This is a genomic window from Defluviitalea phaphyphila, assembly GCF_001466305.1.
GTDB lineage: Bacteria > Bacillota > Clostridia > Lachnospirales > Defluviitaleaceae > Defluviitalea_A > Defluviitalea_A phaphyphila.
This window is the reverse complement of record NZ_JWID01000007.1, coordinates 25,729-46,267: the sequence shown is the minus strand read 5'-3', so window position 1 is coordinate 46,267 and position 20,539 is coordinate 25,729. Positions and strand designations below refer to the sequence as shown.

The 20,539-nt window shown below is 28.4% G+C and carries 19 protein-coding genes and 2 riboswitches; of the genes, 5 read left to right on the top strand and 14 right to left on the bottom strand.

The annotated features are described in order from the left end of the window. The first annotated feature begins 49 nt into the window (after window positions 1-49). Window positions 50-895 carry a PHP domain-containing protein gene (locus OM90_RS06615; protein WP_058486113.1) on the top strand — a complete coding sequence of 282 codons (846 nt, stop codon included), beginning with the start codon at window positions 50-52 and terminating at the stop codon, window positions 893-895. A gap of 13 nt (window positions 896-908) precedes the next feature. On the opposite strand, the gene yajC is transcribed toward OM90_RS06615, so the two are convergent. Then, the gene (yajC, locus tag OM90_RS06610; RefSeq protein WP_058486112.1) at window positions 909-1,301 is read right to left on the bottom strand and encodes a preprotein translocase subunit YajC; all 393 of its coding nucleotides are present in this window, start codon (window positions 1,299-1,301) and stop codon (window positions 909-911) included. A gap of 2 nt (window positions 1,302-1,303) precedes the next feature. After that, on the bottom strand, window positions 1,304-2,440 hold the full coding sequence (gene tgt, locus OM90_RS06605; RefSeq protein ID WP_058486111.1) for a tRNA guanosine(34) transglycosylase Tgt: 1,137 nt from the start codon (window positions 2,438-2,440) through the stop codon (window positions 1,304-1,306). A 150-nt stretch (window positions 2,441-2,590) separates the two neighbouring features. Here tgt and aroC point away from each other — a divergent pair, with 150 nt between their 5' ends. After that, complete coding sequence (gene aroC / locus OM90_RS06600; protein WP_058486110.1) at window positions 2,591-3,691, top strand: chorismate synthase; 1,101 nt, start codon at window positions 2,591-2,593, stop codon at window positions 3,689-3,691. 91 nt (window positions 3,692-3,782) lie between these two features. Here the strand turns inward: aroC and OM90_RS06595 are convergent, their stop codons facing one another. The 4 genes from OM90_RS06595 to OM90_RS13150 form a co-directional block, all read right to left on the bottom strand. After that, window positions 3,783-4,244, bottom strand: coding sequence for a ferritin family protein (locus OM90_RS06595; RefSeq protein ID WP_058486109.1), 462 nt, complete (start codon window positions 4,242-4,244; stop codon window positions 3,783-3,785). Window positions 4,245-4,268: 24 nt separating this feature from the next. Further along, window positions 4,269-5,294 carry a tRNA preQ1(34) S-adenosylmethionine ribosyltransferase-isomerase QueA gene (gene queA, locus OM90_RS06590; RefSeq protein WP_058486108.1) on the bottom strand — a complete coding sequence of 342 codons (1,026 nt, stop codon included), beginning with the start codon at window positions 5,292-5,294 and terminating at the stop codon, window positions 4,269-4,271. 106 nt (window positions 5,295-5,400) lie between these two features. Continuing rightward, window positions 5,401-5,796, bottom strand: coding sequence for a bacteriohemerythrin (locus tag OM90_RS06585; protein ID WP_058486107.1), 396 nt, complete (start codon window positions 5,794-5,796; stop codon window positions 5,401-5,403). A 21-nt stretch (window positions 5,797-5,817) separates the two neighbouring features. Further along, window positions 5,818-7,410, bottom strand: coding sequence for a SpoIID/LytB domain-containing protein (locus tag OM90_RS13150; protein WP_058486106.1), 1,593 nt, complete (start codon window positions 7,408-7,410; stop codon window positions 5,818-5,820). Between the two features lie 385 nt (window positions 7,411-7,795). Here OM90_RS13150 and spo0A point away from each other — a divergent pair, with 385 nt between their 5' ends. From spo0A to OM90_RS06565, 3 genes are all read left to right on the top strand, one after another. Then, complete coding sequence (gene spo0A, locus OM90_RS06575) at window positions 7,796-8,602, top strand: sporulation transcription factor Spo0A (protein ID WP_330381843.1); 807 nt, start codon at window positions 7,796-7,798, stop codon at window positions 8,600-8,602. Window positions 8,603-8,834: 232 nt separating this feature from the next. Next, a complete protein-coding gene (locus OM90_RS06570) occupies window positions 8,835-9,941 on the top strand; it encodes a hypothetical protein (RefSeq protein WP_058486105.1) in 1,107 nt (368 codons plus the stop codon). Between the two features lie 111 nt (window positions 9,942-10,052). Next, complete coding sequence (locus OM90_RS06565) at window positions 10,053-10,460, top strand: hypothetical protein (RefSeq protein ID WP_058486104.1); 408 nt, start codon at window positions 10,053-10,055, stop codon at window positions 10,458-10,460. Between the two features lie 130 nt (window positions 10,461-10,590). On the opposite strand, the gene OM90_RS06560 is transcribed toward OM90_RS06565, so the two are convergent. The 8 genes from OM90_RS06560 to OM90_RS06525 form a co-directional block, all read right to left on the bottom strand. Beyond that, complete coding sequence (locus OM90_RS06560) at window positions 10,591-11,778, bottom strand: amidohydrolase family protein (RefSeq protein WP_058486103.1); 1,188 nt, start codon at window positions 11,776-11,778, stop codon at window positions 10,591-10,593. A gap of 7 nt (window positions 11,779-11,785) precedes the next feature. Beyond that, the gene (locus OM90_RS06555; protein WP_064505511.1) at window positions 11,786-13,273 is read right to left on the bottom strand and encodes a tripartite tricarboxylate transporter permease; all 1,488 of its coding nucleotides are present in this window, start codon (window positions 13,271-13,273) and stop codon (window positions 11,786-11,788) included. A gap of 24 nt (window positions 13,274-13,297) precedes the next feature. Continuing rightward, the gene (locus OM90_RS06550) at window positions 13,298-13,756 is read right to left on the bottom strand and encodes a tripartite tricarboxylate transporter TctB family protein (RefSeq protein WP_058486101.1); all 459 of its coding nucleotides are present in this window, start codon (window positions 13,754-13,756) and stop codon (window positions 13,298-13,300) included. A 98-nt stretch (window positions 13,757-13,854) separates the two neighbouring features. Beyond that, window positions 13,855-14,886, bottom strand: coding sequence for a tripartite tricarboxylate transporter substrate binding protein (locus tag OM90_RS06545; RefSeq protein WP_058486100.1), 1,032 nt, complete (start codon window positions 14,884-14,886; stop codon window positions 13,855-13,857). Window positions 14,887-15,308: 422 nt separating this feature from the next. After that, window positions 15,309-16,865 (bottom strand): bifunctional phosphoribosylaminoimidazolecarboxamide formyltransferase/IMP cyclohydrolase, encoded by a 1,557-nt coding sequence (gene purH, locus OM90_RS06540; protein WP_058486099.1) that lies wholly within the window; start codon window positions 16,863-16,865, stop codon window positions 15,309-15,311. Window positions 16,866-16,954: 89 nt separating this feature from the next. Beyond that, window positions 16,955-17,032: riboswitch (ZMP/ZTP riboswitch) on the bottom strand. Window positions 17,033-17,041: 9 nt separating this feature from the next. Further along, entirely contained in the window at window positions 17,042-18,415 is a 1,374-nt protein-coding gene (locus tag OM90_RS06535) for an NCS2 family permease (RefSeq protein WP_058486098.1), read from the bottom strand. 117 nt (window positions 18,416-18,532) lie between these two features. Beyond that, window positions 18,533-18,633: riboswitch (purine riboswitch) on the bottom strand. A gap of 101 nt (window positions 18,634-18,734) precedes the next feature. Beyond that, the gene (gene deoC, locus OM90_RS06530; RefSeq protein WP_058486097.1) at window positions 18,735-19,409 is read right to left on the bottom strand and encodes a deoxyribose-phosphate aldolase; all 675 of its coding nucleotides are present in this window, start codon (window positions 19,407-19,409) and stop codon (window positions 18,735-18,737) included. Between the two features lie 178 nt (window positions 19,410-19,587). Then, window positions 19,588-20,349: a VanW family protein gene (locus tag OM90_RS06525; RefSeq protein ID WP_242860872.1), complete on the bottom strand. Its 762-nt coding sequence runs from the start codon at window positions 20,347-20,349 to the stop codon at window positions 19,588-19,590. Between the last annotated feature and the right edge of the window lie 190 nt (window positions 20,350-20,539).

Below are 20,539 nucleotides of genomic sequence, written 5' to 3'. Positions count from 1 at the left end.
AATCATTTATGATAATAATAAGATTGTTTTTTGAAAGGTGGTTTATAAAATGAATTATATTGATCTCCATGTTCATTCTAATATTTCCGATGGCTCAATGTCTCCTGCAGAATTAGTTTCATATGCAAATGAAAAAAAAATTAAAGCTTTTGCTCTTACAGACCATGATATAGTAGATGGTATAGATGAAGCTATAAAAGAAGGAATAAAATATAATATAGAAGTTATTCCTGGCATAGAATTAGCAGCAGAATATAAAAATCGTGAAATTCATATTTTAGGATTTTTTATAGAATATAAAAATAAAGATTTTATTAAAAAATTAAACTGGATTAGAGAAGCAAGAAATATAAGAAATATGTCCATGATAAAAAAATTAAATGATATAGGCATAGATATTACCCTAGAAGATTTAAAAAAAATAGCCAAAAAAGATTTAATTACAAGAGCTCATTTTGGTAAAGTACTTCTTAAAAAGGGATATGTTAATAGTCTAGGAGATGCATTTAAATTATATTTAAATCCAGGTAAACCTGGTTATGTGCAAAGAAAAGTCTTTTCCCCCCAAGAATGTATTAATCTTATACATCAAATTTCTGGATTGGCAGTTTTAGCTCACCCTACCTTGTATAACTTATCTAATGAAGAATTAGTTAAACTAATTAATAATTTAAAAAAAGAAGGTTTAGATGGTATAGAAGCTATTTATTCCCTTTATTCTAAAGAAGAAGAAGAATATATTAAATCTTTAGCTAATAAATTTAATCTATTAATAACTGGTGGAAGTGATTTTCATGGTACTAATAAGAAAAATATAGACATGGGAGTAGGGAAAGGAAATCTTAAAATTCCTTATGAAATTTTAGATAATATGAAAAGAAAAATAAGTATATAAAAGCCACCCAAGATTATTTCTTGGATGGTTTTTCTTCTTTTTTATCTGTTTCTTCTTCCTCTTTTTTAACAGTCATATCAGGTTCTTTTATAGCTGCTATATAATTTTTTTGAACTGGAACCTTTACTCCTTTATTTAACCCTAGTTCTACAACACATATGTCATTTACTATATCTACTACTTTACCAAAGATACCTCCTGTAGTCATAATAGTATCTCCTATTTTAACACTATCTTGCATATCTCTAAAGGCTTTTTCTCTTTTTCTTTGGGGACGTACAACAAATAAATAAAGTATTATCATAAAAATCCCCATGTATACAATTGTTGAAATTATTCCCCCTGCAACTCCTACAGATTGGTCTGTAGTTTGAGCTGTTTCTGCTAATACTAAAAATTGTTCCATTCCTATTCCTCCTCTTTTTGTTTAAATCCTTCTAATTTTTGTTTTTTATAAACGGCATAACTTCCTTTATCTAAGGCTTCTCTTATTTCTTCCATCATAGTATTAAAAAAATACAAATTATGAAGAACACAAAGACGCATTCCAAGCATTTCCTTAGCTTTTAAAAGATGCCGTATATAAGCTCTACTATAAGTAGTACACGTAGGACATTTACATCCTTCCTCAATAGGTCTTTCATCCAACTCATATTTAGCATTAAATAAATTTAATTTCCCCCTGTTAGTATAAACATTTCCGTGACGACCATTTCTTGCTGGTAATACACAATCAAAAAAATCTATTCCTCTATCCACTGCTTCTAAAATATTTTCTGGAGTTCCAACTCCCATCAAATAAGTAGGTTTATTTTGCGGAAGATAAGGAACTACTTCTTCTAATATTCGATACATTTCCTCATGGGTCTCTCCTACTGCTAATCCCCCAACTGCATACCCATCTAAATCCATGTCCGAAATCACTTTTGCATGCTCAATACGAATATCCGCATATGTTCCTCCTTGATTTATTCCAAAAAGCATTTGTTTTTTATTAATTGTATCATCTAATTTATTTAAACGGTCAAGTTCTTTTTTACATCGCTCTAACCATCTAGTAGTACGAGCAACAGAATCTTCCATATATTTTCTTTCAGCAGGATATGGAGAGCATTCATCAAAAGCCATAGCAATAGTTGAGCCTATATTAGACTGTATCTGCATACTTTCTTCTGGTCCCATAAATATTTTTCTTCCATCGATATGAGAAGAAAAATAAACTCCTTCTTCTTTAATTTTTCTAAGAGATGTTAAAGAAAAAACTTGAAACCCGCCAGAATCTGTAAGTATAGGTCTATCCCATACCATAAACTTATGTAGGCCCCCTAATTTTTTAATAATCTTATCTCCCGGTCTAAGGTGGAGATGATATGTATTAGAAAGGGCAACTTGGCATTTTACATCTTTTAAATCTTTAGTAGAAAGTGCCCCTTTTATTGCTGCTACTGTGGCAACATTCATAAAAACAGGGGTTTGTATAATTCCATGAGGGGTATGAAATTCTCCTCTTTTAGCTCTTCCTTCAGTTTTAAGTAATTTGTACATAAGTCTTCTTCCTTTTGTATTAATTTATGAGTTCTAGAACAGTGTACCTTGAAAATGACTTTTTTTCAAGGGGTTCATTATATTTAGTTGCAAAACACTTTAAATAATGATACAATTTCTAAAAATTATTTCCCAAGAAAGGAGTTATATATGGCTGGTTCTATATTCGGAAAACATTTTCAAATTTCTACATGGGGCGAATCTCATGGAAAAGCATTAGGAGTCGTCATTGACGGATGTCCTGCAGGCATACCTCTTTCTGAATCTGATATTCAAAAAGATCTTGATAGAAGAAAACCTGGACAATCTCCTTTTTCTACTCCTCGTAAAGAAAGTGATAAAGTAGAAATTTTATCTGGAGTATTTGAGGGTAAAACTACTGGAACACCTATTTCTTTAATAGTATATAATACAAATCAACGACCTTATGATTATTCTGAAATAGCAAAATCCTATCGTCCTGGACATGCAGATTTTACCTATGATAAAAAATATGGTTTTAGAGATTATCGTGGTGGAGGTCGTTCTTCTGGTAGAGAAACTACGGCAAGAGTGGCAGCAGGAGCAATTGCTAAAAAAATTCTAAAAGAATTCGGTGTAGATATAATGGCATATGCTTTATCTATTGGGCCCATATCTATTGATAAATCTAAATTTCAAAGAGAAGAAATATTAAATAATTTTTTAGCTATGCCAGATAAAGAAGCTGCTTTAAAAGCCGCTGAATTTTTAAAAAAACAAAAAGAAAGTGAAGATTCTGCTGGTGGAATTATTGAATGTGTTGTAAATGGTCTCCCTGCTGGAGTAGGTGAACCTGTATTCGAAAAATTAGATGCAATGCTTGGAAAAGCAATTTTTTCTATAGGTGCTGTAAAAGGAGTAGAATTTGGAAGTGGTTTTAACGCTGCTAAATTAAGTGGCTGGGAAAATAATGACTTTTTTAAATATGACGAAAAAGGAAATCTTATAAAATTGACTAATAACTCTGGAGGAATTATAGGTGGAATTAGTGACGGTTTCCCCATAATATTTAGAGCTGCTATAAAACCTACACCATCAATCCATAAACTTCAACATACTGTAAATAAACAAGGTGAAAATATAGACCTTCAAATTGAAGGCCGTCATGACCCTATTATTGTTCCTAGAGCTGTTATTGTAGTAGAGGCTATGACTGCATTAACATTAGTAGATTATTTATTTCAAAGAATATTTTCTAGAATTGATTTAATTAAAAAGGCTCTTTTATAAAAAAGTTATTTTAAATATATAAATAACTTTATAATAAAAACCATGCATAAAAGAATTTTTCTTTTTATTTGCATGGTTTTTATTTATTAAACTACAAAAATCTAGATAAATTTTCAGAATGTTTTCTTTCTTCTTTTATTAATTTATTTAGTAACTGATAAAACTTAGTTGATATATCATTATTTGACGTTAATATTCTTCCTTGTATATCTATTAAAAGAGCTTCTTGAGATTTTTCAAAATATATAGCTTCATTAATTAATTCCTTTGGACTTGAAACAGAAGGAATATACATTTTTTGTTTAAATTCCATAATAAGTTTAAATATTTTATCATAAAAATAAAAATCAATATTTTCTTGCTCTTCTTTTTCAATTTTTTCTTTTAAGTCTATATACCAATTTACATGCCTTATTTCTTCTTTCTTTAAAACTTGTAAGACAACCTTAATTTTTTTATCATCTGTTATTTTTATAATATTATCGTACATTTTTACAGCATTTTTTTCAATAGAAATTAATTGTTCAATTACATCAATGGGTGTATATGGCATAAAAATCTCCTCTGCTTAAAAAATTTATTTTATAAACATAGCATCTCCAAAACTAAAAAATCTGTATTTCATATCTACAGCTTTTTTATAAGCATTAAGTATGATTTCTCTACTAGCTAAAGCAGATACTAGCATGATTAATGTAGATTCTGGTAAATGAAAATTTGTAATAAGTGCGTCAACTATTTTAAATTTATATCCTGGATAAATAAAAATATCTGTCCATCCACTTTTCCCTTTAATTATTCCATTTTCATCAGCACATGACTCTAAAGTTCTACAACTAGTAGTTCCTACTGCAATAATTCGTCCTCCATTTCGTTTGCACCTATTTATTTTTTCAGCTTCTTCTTTATTAACCCAAAAAAACTCTGAATGCATTTTATGTTCTTCAATATTTTCTACTTTAACTGGTCTAAAAGTTCCTAATCCTACATGAAGAGTTACTTTAGCTATTTCTATTCCTTTATCCTTTATGTTTTTTAGTAAATCTTTTGTAAAATGCAGTCCTGCCGTTGGAGCTGCTGCAGAACCTTCATGCTTTGCATAAACTGTTTGATATCTTTCTTTATCTTTAAGTTGATGAGTAATATAAGGAGGTAATGGCATTTCTCCTAACTTGTCCAATATCTGTTCAAAAATCCCATCATATAGAAGATGAACTATCCTTTTCCCATCTTCTATAATTTCCTCTATTTCTGCTTTAAGTTCTCCATTCCCAAATATAATAATATCTCCTGGGCGAGCTTTTTTCCCTGGTTTTACTAAAGCTTCCCATCTATCATTTTCTTTTCTTGTAAGTAATAATATTTCAACTTTTGCTCCAGTATTTTTCCTACTTCCTATTAAGCGAGCTGGAATAACTTTTGTATCATTTATTACAAGACAATCTCCAGGATTTAAATAATTTAAAATATCTCTAAAAAGTTTATGCTCCATTTCTCCTGTTTTTTTATCTAATACAAGAAGTCTTGATGAACTTCTATCTTCTAAAGGGTCTTGAGCAATTAATTCTTTTGGTAATTCAAAATAAAAATCATGTAAGTTCATAGTATTTCTCTCTTTCTAAATAAATTTTTAATATTATTATCCCTTTTATATAGCAGATTATTTTATTTCTAAGAAAAAGGTACTTGTTTTAAATAACCAATACTTTTTATCTACTTTTATAATATTTTGCAAATTCTTTATCCTCTTGCATAATATGTCTTGCAAGCCATCTTACTACAACTTTATTCATATTTAAGACTACTGTTAACGTAGCACCATCTTGTTCAAACTTATTTCTTAAATCTTTTAAATCCTGTATAAAATTATCATGTAAAATTTTATGCTCTTTATATTTAGGATATCCTGATTTAATCTGGCTTTCTTCTTCATCCTTAAAATGTTCAATAACATACTTTTCAAGAAAATTTAAAGTATCTCCCACTATTTCTTTTCCTCTTTGCTGAGTACAAGCTTCTAATACTCCATTAATCCTTTTTATAATTTCTTTATGTTGTATATCTATTTTCTCTACTCCTGTTTCTAAATTACTATTCCATCTCATATTAAAACCTCCTTTTTATTTTTAGTTTACCGTAGTTCCAGTATAATAATGGGATAAAATCTGTTTATAATCATATCCTGCCTCTGCCATACCCTTTGCTCCCCACTGACTCATTCCAACTCCATGTCCATATCCTTTCCCTTCAAATACAAAATCACCTTCTATAGATGTTGTTGAAGAAATAGAAATAGTATCTATTCCATTTTCTCTTTGTACATTTATTGTAGAATTTTCTAAAAATAATTTTTGAATTTCATTATTTTCTCCTATTACGGATACTTGTTTTTCACTTATATTTTCTAATACATTTTCTTTATTCATAACAGAAATTTTAAAATCTCCTGTGCTATTTCCTTTTTTAATTGTAAACATTCTACTTTCTAAATTCATACCATTACTTTTAAAAAATGTCCTTATATTTTCTTTTGTAAGAGTTTCTTCTCCTCTACTACCTATAATTTTTAATTCTTTTACTCTGCCACTTGAAGTATAACTTTCTATCTGAATATCTAATACTTCCCCTATATCTTTTCCATTATTTCTTAAAAGTTCTTCTATATCAGACTTACTAAAACTCTTAGTCCAAGTTTTAGAGTTTGTTTCATAAGGGTCTTCTACCCCTCTTAAATATGGAACTGAATTACTCCAAACATTTTCTGAATCCTCTGTATATCCACCACTACTAGCAAAGTAAACTGCTTCTATAATTTCATCATTATAATAAACCAATTCTCCTTTTGTTTCTTCTACTGCTTGATTAGAATTTATATTTTCTATCCCATATCCTTTATATACTTGACAATGTTCCATATCACATAAATTATATGGACTATCTTTATGTTTTCCCATATTTCTTATAGCATAACTTCTAGCTACTACAGCTTGAGCTTTTAAAGCTTCCATATGCCAATTAGGATTTATTTCTGCTGGAACTACCCCATATAAATATTCTTCAAGCAAAACTATATTCACTGCTGTTATACCTGAACCATTATATCTACCAAATTCCATTCTACCTCTATATTGTCTATCTCCTAAATCTATGATTTCTTCTGACGAATTAAAATCCACTCCTAAAAATTGTGGATATATTTCTTCTCCTTCTAAAACTAATATATTATCATACTTAGCTTTTAATATAGTACGAGTACTAGAAACTTCCTTTATAATAAAATCTTCATCAAATGTTTTTATTTGCTGAGCCTCATTATATGAATTAAATTCTCCTATATAAACATCCCATTTTGAAAATGTTAAAGAAGCAGGAATAGCGTTAAATCCTAAATTTTTTAATTCATCTGAATAAGTTTTTGCTTCTTCGTACGTATCAAAATTTTTATTAGTTGATACAAAATAAGAATTAGAAGGCATTATATAAAATCCCTCTGAAGATTCTAACACTGCTTCAGGAATAAAATCTCCTTTAATTTCATATCCCATAATAAGTTGCTTATTATTTATATAAATTTTATCAACATTTTTATATTTATACTCTAATCCAACTCTAATATAATCAGGAACCTCTACTAATCCTTTAGCTATATCAGGTATCAATAAAACATTAATTGCTATAATAAAACAAATAAATATGTTTAAAATTTTTATTTTTTTCACATCGCTCCTCCTCAAAACAAATTTAACTCTTTATTTCTATATATATTATAGTTATAAACATATTAAAAATCTACATATATTTTTAAATACTTAATATATATTATTCTAATATACAATATTAGAAAACTTTTTACTATTTTTATAAGAATACTTTATTTTTGTCTTAATATATTTATTAAAATTCTTTCGAATTACCTTTTAATCCACACTTTTAATTTATATCCATTAAAAAAAATTAAAAATCGCAATTTTTTAATTGAATTTTTTTACATTTATGGTATAATTCATTATTGTAACAGTTGTTTTTCGTGCTATGTTTTTACATCTATTACTATATTTATTTATTCAAAAAACTTTAAATGACAAATTAGAAAGGGGATATATTGTGAAAAATTGTATTAATGTTTTACTTGCAGATGATAATAAGGAATTCTGCGAAATACTTAAGGATTATTTTAAAAAGCAAAACGATATGAAGGTTATAGGCGTGGCTAAAGATGGATTAGAAGCTTATGATATGATTGTAGAAAAAAAGCCTGATGTTGTCATATTAGATACTATAATGCCTCGTTTAGATGGATTAGGTGTACTAGAAAAACTTCATTCTTCTTCTATATCAAAATCACCTGTATGTATTATGTTATCTGCAGTCAATCAAGACAGAGTTACACAAAAAGCTTTACGACTAGGAGCTGAATACTATATTGCTAAACCTTTTGATATGGAAACATTAATGCTTAGAATCAGACAATTAACTAATCTTTCTCCTATATCTAAAATAACTGAAAAACATTCCCAAAGCTTAGAAAATGCTAATTCTTTTATAAAACCTAATCCATACCAATTAGAAAGTGAAGTTACATATATACTTCGTGAAATAGGAGTCCCTGCAAATATAAGAGGCTATCATTATCTTCGTTATGCAATAACTATGGCTGTAAATAATATGGATATTTTAAATAGTATTACAAAAGAGTTATATCCTTCTATTGCTAAAAAATTTAATACAACTTCAAGTCGTGTAGAAAGAGCTATTAGACATGCTATCGAAGTAGCTTGTAACCGTGGTAGTGTTGATACAATGCATAAACTATTTAGTTATACTATTAACAATAATAAAGGAAAACCAACTAATAGTGAATTTATTGCTCTTATAGCAGATAGATTAAGGCTTAATCTCAAAATTGGATGAAGTTCAATTAATTCCTTCTCATATTTTGGAAAAATGTTGTAATATATAACATGTTATGTATTACAACATTTTTCATGATGTATTAATGCAGGAATTTTTATTTATAAATATTAATATTTTGAATTTATTTTTTGTAATTATCTAATTTTTTAAATATATATTTTTTACATAAAAATTTTTATTAAACATAAATATTAAGTAAGGTTTAAATTATGGAGGAACAAAGAAATATATGAAGGAAAATAAAGCAATAATAAAACATGTTTTCCCTGGAGGAAATACTCCAAAAGGATTTGTATCATTTTATGATAATATTTTATTCCAAGAAGAAGCTAATAAAATTATTATAATTAAAGGAGGACCTGGAGTAGGAAAATCTTCATTTATGAAAAAAATAAGTGAATATTTTTTTAACTTAGGATATGACTTAGAACATCATCATTGTTCATCTGACAATAATTCTTTAGATGGACTAGTCATTCCAAAACTTAAAGTAGCTATTTTAGATGGAACATCTCCTCATGTTGTCGACCCTATTAATCCTGGAGCAATAGATAAGATTTTAAACCTAGGAGATTATTGGAATGAAGAAAAAATTCGTGAAAATAAAGACAAAATAATGAATATTAATAAAGAAATAGGGAGATTATTTCAAAAAGCATACAATTATTTAAAAGCTTCCTATGTAATATATAAATCAGCAGCTAATACAGAAAACTTGGCTTTCGATGAAGCAAAAGCTAATTTTAAGGCTAATAATATTATAAATTCAATATATAAAGATTATCCTATAGCAAAAAAATTAGGAAAAGATAGACATTTGTTTGGAGCAGCTATAACTCCTAATGGATTAGTTGAATATCTTAATACTATAATAGGAAATACAAAAAAAATATATATGATTAAAGATTCTCCCGGTTCTTCTGCAAAAAGTATAATGAAGAAAATATATAAAGAAGCTTTAATAAGAGGTTTAAATGTAGAATGTTATCATTCTCCTATCGATATAGATAAGATAGAAGATATTATTATCCCAGAACTTGATACTGCTATTACAGTAGTTAATAATTATCATAAAGCTTGTGTATCTCCTACTAATATACTTGACTTTACTTCTTTCTTTAATAAAGCAATGTATAAACATCTTAAATCTGAAATTGACAGAGATATAAAATTATTTGATGACCTTTTACAAAAAGCAATTGTCATAATTAAGGAAGCAAAAAAAGCTCATGATGAAATGGAAAAATATTATATCCCAAATATGAACTTCAAAAAAATTAATGAACTTATTAAAGACACAATTGAAGATATTTTATCTATAGAAAAAAATTCATAATATCTAATTTAAAAATATAAAATAATTTTATTATTTAGTATTTTTAACACATATTTTAAAAATTTCTTCATATATATAACATTGTAATTACTAATATAAAGGAGGCTTTATATGTCTTCTACTAAAATAGTTGTTTTTAAATTAAAGGAAGTTCTTTATACATCTTTATTTGCTATTATTGGATTTATCCTACTTCTTATACTTATTTTCCAATTTATTCCTCACCAAAAACACACCGCTGCAATGTATGAAGCAGGAGTTTACACTAGTCCCATAGAATTAGATTATGCAAACTTTAATGTTTCCGTCATAATTGAAGACAATAAAATTAAATCTGTTGCATTAAAAGACTTTAATGAAGATATGGCAAATATGTATCCTCTTGTTGAGCCTACTATGGCCTACTTAAATAAAGAAATTACTAAAAAACAAGTACTAGATATTACTCCTTTTGAAGAAGCACCAGAAACATTTTCTATTTTATTAAATGGTATTAAAGAAGCTTTAAATCAAAATTAACACTTTTTATAATACCTCCTAAATTATTTCTTATCAAAAATCGTCGATTTTGATTAAAACACTCAAAATCGACGACTTTTTAATTTTTAATAATACTTAAACTTATTTTATATATTTGTATTGATAATTTTTATATACCGTTCTTAACTATATTTTTAAAAATTTTTCCTGATTTCATTACAAATTTTACTTTTGATAAAAGAGAGACATCTTCTAACGGATTTCCTTCCACAGCTATAATATCTGCCCTTAATCCTTTGCTTAAACTTCCAGTTTCTGTTTCTATTCCAAGCATTAAAGCCGCATTGCTAGTAACGCCCTGAATAGCTTTTTTAGAATCCGCTCCTAATTCTACTGCATATTCTACTTCTCTATACAAATAAGTATGATAAGCATCTGACCCTAAAGTAAATTTTACATTACCTTTTATCACACGTTTTAAACATTCTATTACTTGATTTCGTTGTTTCCTTATTTTTTCTGCACTTTTAGGAGATAAAAATTGTTCACGACTTTCATCCATAAATATACCGGGAGTTAAATCAATCCAACGATCTTCTTTTTTTATTAATTCTACTTCTTCTTCTGTTATTGCATATGCATGTTCTATTATATCTACTCCAGCCTTTATACAATTTTTAAGTCCTTGTCCACCAATACAATGTGCTGAAGTTTTTAATCCCAAAGCTCTTCCTTCTTTTACCACTGTACTTATTTCTTCTAACGTCATATAACAAGGAATGTATTCCCCTTTTTCTGGTAATGTTCCTCCAGTAACAAAAATTTTTAATAAATCTACACCTTGCGCCATATTTTCACGAGTAGCTTTCCTAAATTCATCTACTCCTGTAAATGGCATTCCTACATATCCATGTCCATGTAAAGCTCTCATCCCTATACCAGAAGCCAAAATATGAGGACCAATTAAATTTCCCAATTCAATCTCTCTTCTAAAAATAATATCCATGTAAAATCGGTCTCCCATATAACGTGCAGTAGTTACTCCAGACATTAAATCATCTTGTGCCGAATTAACTCCTAATAAAGTCAATTCAACAGCACTTTTATTCATCATTTCAAGATGATTTTTTAATCTTGCGTCTAAAGCCAGATGATTATGACAATCTATCATACCAGGCATTAAAGTGACATTTCCTAAATCAATAATTTCCCAGCCCTCATATTCCATGTTTGATAATGAAGATTGAGGTAATATATCTATAATTGTTTCCCCTTTAATAAGTATACACCAATTTTCTTTAATATCTAATTCTTTCCCTAAAAGCATACGACTTGCAAATATCGCTTTTTTATCCATATAACTTCTACCTTTCAACAATCTTTTTTCTTTTCATATTTTTTATAAATGGAAATGCGTAAGAAAATATTGTAAAACAAAAGAATATTGTAAATAAAGGACGAGTAAATAATATTAATAAATTATCGCCAAAAAGTGTTTTTACTTGTACTAAATTTTCTTCCAAAATAGGACCTAAAAGTAGTGCCAAAGCCACTGGTGAAGTTGGGAAATCATTCTTCACCATTATATATCCAATAATTCCTGAAATATACATAACAATAACATCAAATATATTTTGATTAATTGAAAATGAACCTACTGTAGCTAATACTACTATAATAGTACATAATATAGCATTAGGTATTAAAAGAATTTTCCCTGCCATTTTACAATAAATATACCCAACAAAAAACATACATATATTGATAACAAGAAATCCTACTAATAATGTATAAATTTCTTTAGCATTTTGAGTAAATAATAAGGGACCTGGACGAAGTCCATGAATTATCATAGCCCCTAAAAAAAGTGCAGCAGGAGCACTTCCTGGAATAGCCAATGTTAAAAGTGGTATAAGAGAACCACCAGTAACTGCATTATTTGCAGTTTCTGAAGCAATAATCCCTTCTTCTGATCCGTTCCCAAATTTTTCGGGACTTTTTGAAGCTTTCTTCGCTTCATTATAAGAAAAAAATGAAGCAATATCTGGTCCAGCGGCAGGAATAATACCTATAGCTACTCCTATAATAGAAGAACGAATAAAATTCACAATATTACTTGTAATATCTTTTGCTGTAATTTTTAACTTACTTAATTTATTAACTTTATTATCATCTTTATTGAGATTTTCCAACATAATAAGCACTTGTGGAATAGAAAATATACCAATTAAAACAGATACTACATCAATACCGCCTATTAGTTGGTACATACCAAATGTAAAGCGAGGATATCCCATAACAGGGTCTTGTCCAATAGTCGCTACTACTAAACTAATAAATCCTACTAATAATCCTTTTAACATGTTATCATAAGACAACATACATACAACACTTAATCCAAATATTGCAACCATAGCTTGTTCTGGAGACCCCACTTTCATTGCAATAATTGCAAGAGCTGGAGCTCCAAACAATAATGCTAAGGAACTAATTACTCCTCCAATTGTTGAACCTATAGTTGCAAGAAGTAAACTTTTACCTGACTCTCCTTTTTTAGTCATAGCCTGCCCTTCTAAAGCAGTAGGTGCAGAAGCTGGTGTTCCTGGTATCCCTATTAAAATAGCAGGAATAGTACCACCATATACTCCACCACAATAAATACCTGCTAATAATAACATGGCTGCTTCCGGTTCCATTACATAAGAAAAAGGTATAAATACTGCAACTCCCATTGTAGCCGAAAAGCCTGGTAATGCTCCAAATAAAACCCCAATAAATAAACCAACAATGCACATTAATAAATTAAAAGGTTCAAATACATTACTAATCCCTAATAAAATACTTTCAAACAAATTAAACACTCCTATCTGAGTTGATCAGAATAACCATATTCCTGAAGGTAATATTACCATTAAGAACTTAGTAAATAAAAAGTACATCAATGCTGTTGTAATAATAGGTAGTAAAATTAAGACAACTTTATTTCTTACTTTTAAAAATAATAGTGAAATAATTATAAATAATATTGTTGATATAATATAACCTATTTTATCTATAACAAATATGTAAATACCTATCATGATAATATATATAAAAATTTTTTTATAAAACTTACTTATATCTTTTTTAATTGTCTTATTTTCATTTTTTTTGTAGTTTTTAATTGACCTATAAAGGTAAAAAAGATTTAAAATAGCAGAACAAGTAATAAGAAAAATGGGGTATCCCTTTGCTTCAGCTGGCATCCCCCCAAAATTTAAAGCAAAAGCAATTAATATTAAAAAAATACTAATGCTAATAATAATATCAACTGAAAGTTTCTTAAAATTAACCATAAATAATTTCCCCTATCATAAATAAGCAAGTAGTTTATGAATAATCTTTTTATTTTCTATTTTTTAGTAATTAGTAAATAAAATATAATATTATGTATTTATTCTATGCCGCTTTCAATCATTCTCCTATACTTCTCATGATTTACTAAATAAAAATTGTCAAGTTCTTCTCCTACCATCAATTTAGAAAATACACCTGATTCTTTTGCTGCTTCTTGATATTCTGGATTTTCGTATGCAGCTTCAAAAGCATCAGCTAAAATTTCAACAACTTCATCTGGAGTTCCTGCTGGAGCAACAATTGCTCTCCACATAACATGAGTATAATCAAATCCTTGCTCCTTAATTGTTGGAATATCAGGAACTAATTCAAATCGTTCATCACTAGTTATAGCAATAGGCACAATATTTCCTGCTTCAATCTGAGCTATAGCTTCAGATACAAAAGGTACCGCTACATCACAATCTCCATTGGCAACTGCTGTTACTGCTCCTGCACCACCTTGATAAACTACACGTTTAAATTTAACATCTAACTCTTCTTCTAATGACATTCTTAAAAAATCGTGACTAGTCCAAGCACCACCTAAACCAAGAGAAACTGACTCTTCATTTTCAGCAGCCTTTGCTTTTAATTCTTCCATGTTAGTTATTCCAGATTTTTTACTTGCTACGATAATATGAGGGTCTGCTGAAAAAATAATAATGGGTTTAAAAGAATCTACATCATAAGTAATACCTTCAAATAATAAATTATCATTAGAATTAGTACTTGCAAAGTATCCTAATTTATAACCATCTGCTTTCGCTTGTGATAATTGAGTTAACCCTACAGTACCACTTCCTCCAGTAACATTATTTATTATAATTGTTTGTCCTAATTCTTTTTCTGCATATTTGGCTAAATTACGTACAGAAATATCTGCACCCCCACCAGCACCAAAAGGAACGATAATTTCTATAGTCTTTTCTGGAAATTCGTTTTTTGCTGAATCTGTTTCATTTGTTTCATTCCCTGTACTGTTAGTAGATGTATCATTACTAGTCGTGCTATTACTACATCCTACTATTGCAGTCATTAATATAGATATTATTGTTGCTGAAACTAAAATTCTTTTTAAAGTTTTCATTTTAATTTCCCCCTGTTTAAATTAATTAAAGTTTTTTATATAAAAGGTTTTACCCTTTTATTTCTTTGTAAAACATTTTCTAAACTTTTTATTTATATTCTATTAATATTTTTATCTATCACCTCTCGTTATTAAGTAATATTATATAAAAATTATTGTAAATTTATTACTATTTATAAATTATAAATTATAATCTTATAATCATTATACAATATATTTTTCATTTTGCAATAGTTTTTTATACATTTTATTAAAATGATATAAATGTAAAATCATTTTTATAAATAAAATAGTCCTAAAATATTTCATACATTAAAATTATTTGTAAAACATTGTACTATTTTTATCTTAAGCAAATTAATTTAACAATAAAAAAGTGCCAATTTTGATGTTTATAATCAAAATTGGCACTTTTTTTATTGTTAATGTCTAAAATGTCTCATTCCTGTAAATACCATAGCAATTCCATATTTGTCACAAGCTTCTATAGACTCCTTATCTCTTATAGAACCTCCTGGTTGAATTATAGCTGTAATTCCAGCTTTTGCTGCCTCTTCTACACAATCAGAAAATGGGAAAAAAGCGTCTGAAGCAAGAGCAGCTTCTTTTAACATATCCTCACCAAGATGTTCTTTACAATGGTCTATAGCTTGTTTACAAGCCCAAATTCTATTTACTTGTCCTGGACCTACTCCTAAAGATTGTTTATTTTTAGCAATTGCTATACCATTGGACTTTGCATATTTTACTACTTTCCAAGCAAATAATAAGTCTTCCATTTCTTTTTCTGTAGGCTTTCTTTTTGTAACTACTTCTAATTCTTTTTCTGGAAGAAGTACGTTATCTACATCTTGAATAAGTAAGCCTCCTGCTACTTTTTTAATATCATAAGCTCCTTTAGGCTGCTTTGTTCTAATATTATCCAGTTTAAGAATACGAATATTTTTCTTTTGTTTTAAAATTTTTAATGCACTTTCCGTATAAGATGGAGCAACTATAATTTCTATAAAAATTTTATTTATTTCCATGGCTGTTTTTTCATCAATTTCACCGTTTGATACTACTATTCCTCCAAATATAGATACTGGATCCGCACTATAAGCTTTCATATATGCACTATATATATCTTTTGAACTTCCTACTCCACAAGGATTTGCATGTTTACAAGCTACTACGGTTGGCTCTTCAAATTCTTTAAGAAGCTCTAAGGCTCCATTCGTATCATTAATATTATTAAAAGAAAGCTCCTTACCATGAAGTTGTATAGCAGAACTTAAACATCCTTCATTTTTACCTATTTCCTTATAAAAAGCAGCTTTTTGATGAGGATTTTCTCCATATCTCATATCTTGTACTTTTTCAAAAGTAAGGCTTATAGTATCAGGAAAACTTTCATCTTTTCTTTGCTTTCTAAGATAATTAGCTATAAGAGTATCATAACTAGCTGTATGTTCAAATACTTTAGATGCTAAATAGAATTTTGTTTCCTTTGAAACTTCTCCTTTTTCATTTAATTCTTCTAATACCTTATCATAATCTTTCGGATCTACTATAACAGTAACATCTTGATAATTTTTTGCAGCAGCTCTAATCATTGTAGGACCACCTATATCTATATTTTCAATAGCTTCTTCTAATGTTACATTATCTTTTAATATGGTTTGTTTGAAAGGATATAAATTAACAACTACTAAATCAATTGTATCAATATTCAACTTATTTAATTGTTCCATATGTTCTTTATTATCTCTAATAGCAAGAAGTCCTGCATGAATATTAGGATGAAGTGTCTTTACCCTTCCATCTAAACATTCTGGAAATCCAGTAATTTCAGAAATACCAATAACTTTAATTCCTGCATCAGCTATAACTTTAGCTGTTCCTCCTGTTGAAATGATTTCAAAACCTAAGTCATTAATCTTTTTTGCAAATTCTACAATACCAGTCTTGTCAGAAACACTAATTAATGCTCTTCTCATTTTCAAACTCCTTTCAATTTATATTATATAAAATAGTATTAATATATTTTTGTATTAAAAAAACCACCTGAAGCAATAGATTTTTATTATCTATTTGCCCAGGCGGTCGGCATTTTTTCTTTGTACTCCCTGTGGTTTCCCCACTTCCGCCAGTCATACAAAGAAATCTAATTTTTTTATTTAGAAACAATAAATTTTAAAATAAACACAACAGCTAAAACATACATCAATGGATGTACTTTTTTTGCTTTTCCTGTTACAGCATTGATAAATACATAGGATATTGTACCAAATACAATACCTTCTGAAATACTATATGCTAAAGGCATCATAACTAATGTTAAAAATGCTGGAATTCCTTCTCTAGCATCTGTAAAATCTATTTTACTTACAGATTGCATCATCATAAAACCTACTATAATAAGAGCTGGTGCTGTTGCAAAACCTGGTACTGCTAAGAAGATAGGAGAAAATAACAAAGCAATACCAAAGAATATAGCTGTAACTACAGCAGTTAATCCTGTTCTTCCTCCTTCTGCAACTCCAGCAGCACTTTCTACATAAGTAGTTGTTGTGGAAGTTCCAAGTAATGCTCCAGCAGTTGTAGCTATTGCATCTGCAAAAAGAGCTTGTTTAATCTTTGGAAGTTTTCCATCCTTATCTAACATGTTAGCTTGACTTGATACTCCTATTAAAGTTCCTAATGTATCAAATAAATCAACAAATAAGAAAGCAAAAACAACTATTAAAAAGTTTACAGATACTATTTGACTTAAATCAAGCTTAAAAGCAATAGGTGCTATACTTGGTGGTCCTGAAAAAAGACTAGAAGGAATTAAACTAAGCATTCCTGCTTCTGGGTCAACTACATACCAACCTGTTAACTCTGCAATAATTCCTAATACATAAGTTGTAAAAATCCCAATAAGTATTGACCCTTTTACTTTTTTAACAACTAATATTCCTGTAATAATAGTTCCTACTATAGCTAAGAATGGCACTACATCTGTTACATCCCCTAATTCTACAAGAGTTGCTGAATCAACAATAATTTTTGCATTTTGTAATCCGATAAATGTGATAAATAAACCAATCCCTGCTCCTACTGCATGTTTCATAGATTGTGGAATAGCATTAAAAATTGCTTCTCGTACATTAAAGAAAGTTAAAAGAATAAATATAATACCCTCAACAAATACTGCTGCTAAAGCTACTTTCCAACTATACCCCATCTTTAAACATACAGTATATACAAAATATGCATTAAGTCCCATACCTGGAGCTAAAGCAAAAGGATAATTTGCTAAAAATCCCATTACTAATGTTCCAATAATTGCTGCTAAAGCAGTAGCAGTAAATAATGCTCCTTTATCCATTCCTACATTTGGGTCCCCTAGTAGAATTGGGTTTACAGCTAAAATATAAGCCATTGTCATAAATGTTGTAAGTCCAGCTATAAATTCTGTTTTTACATCCGTGTTATTCTGACTGAGTTTAAACACTTTTTCTAGTAAACTATTACTTTGAGGTCCTTTACCTGCTTGTGTCATTTTTAATATCCTCCTTAAATAATTTAGATAAAAAGTCAAATAGCTTGTTTCAAATAAAAAATTCGCTCCCTCAAAATGAGGAAACGAACACACTAATCCTGCAGAATTAGAATTATATAAGCTATTCGTTTCACTCATAGCCAGACAATTTACGGTTGTCGGTAGAAACATCTAGACCATATTTCTAGATTTATATAAGTGAATAACCTTCGTTCAATTTTACTATTAATTTTTACGAACTAATTTTATCAGATTAAATAGTTTTTTGTCAACAACTTTTTTCGAACTTTATATATATTTTTTATTTAAATGTTCGGTATTAATAATTTCCACTTCCTGTTTCTCCATTTATAATTGCTACTGAAGCTGACGCTCCTATACGAGTAGCACCTGCCTTAATAAGAATTTCCGCATCTTTTCTAGTTCTTACTCCTCCAGATGCCTTTACTCCCATAACATCTCCTACAGTTTTTCTCATCAACTCTATATCATGTTTTGTTGCTCCTCCTCCTAAAAATCCTGTAGAAGTTTTTACGAAATCTGCTCCTGCTTCCTTTGCTAAAAGACAAGCTTTTTCTTTTTCTTCATCAGTTAAAAAATAAGTTTCTATAATAACTTTAACTATAGCTCTTTTATTAACTGCTTCTACTACTGTTTTTATATCATCTCTTACATAATCATATTTTTTATCTTTTAATGCCCCTATATTAATTACCATATCCACATCTGTAGCTCCATTTTCAATGGCATCTACTGCTTCTGCTGCTTTTATATTACTAGCAGTAGCTCCTAAAGGAAATCCTATTACAGTTGTAATTCCAACATCACTATCTCTAAGCAAATGTTTTGCCATGGGCACATAACAAGGATTGACACATACTGTAGCAAATCCATATTCCATAGCTTCCTCACATAATTTTTTTATATCTTCTTCCTTAGCGTCTGGCTTTAACATAGTATGATCTATCATAGCTGCTAATTCTTTATTTTCCATTTAAGTTCCTCCTATATTATGTATTATCACTTCTATGATTTGAATTATTTTATATATTATTCACTATATTATAAAATAGTATAGATCTATTTGTCTATACATCAAATTTATTATTAATGTCTAATCACATCAACTGGTATATATTTTTTATCATAAAGAACTTGGGCATGATTTTTTATTAGTAAGGTTTTACTAAGATATTTTCCTGTTTTTTATCTATTTCTATTCTATATATTTCATTATTTCTATAATACTCATCACCTTCTTTTGTAAAATAACTGTTTTCTTCTACTATGTGATAAAAATGATCTAATTCTTTATCCGTTCTTAATTCTCCACAAAGATATTTATCTGTAGTATATATAATTAACTGAAATGTTTGATTAGTATTATTAATAAACTGATAATCTAAATAATTATACATAATAGAAGTGCCCGTACCAAAGGGAACTTTCCTTTCATAATCTGGAAACATATCTATATTATCATGATGATGATGTTCTATAATTGTCAGAGGACTATGCAATATCATCCAGTGAATTAAATTAGTAAATTGACACATTCCTCCACCTATTCCGTGGTCTACTTTCCCAGCTTTTATTATTAATCCATCTTTATACCCTTTTAACTTAGTACAGGAGCCTACTAACTTCCAAAATGAAAACACTTCTTTAGGTTTAATAATAATACCATTAATCTTAGGAACTGCTAAAGCCAAATTTACTGCTTTATTTTCCTGAAGTCTCATATCTACACCCTCGAATTTTCTTCTTATTAGTGATTTATGCTCATACACTTTTATAGGTAACTTCCTTTTTTTAAACTCCTTTGCATATATATTTCTATTCATTAACCATTTTAATTTTCTAAAGAAAATTCCTTTAAAAACAGATATTTTATATGTTATGGGATTTAGTTCACAAAATAATTTTTTCGCCATTAAAATTCACTCTTTTCTAATAAAATTATTTTATATAAACAAATACTTTTACAAAAGTTACTCAAGGAATTACTAATATTTTATCATATTATAGATAATATTTTAAAAATTTACAACAAAAAATAAAATTAAAATTTTATAAAAATATAATTTAATCAAAATAATTATAAAAATAAAAATTCTAAATAAA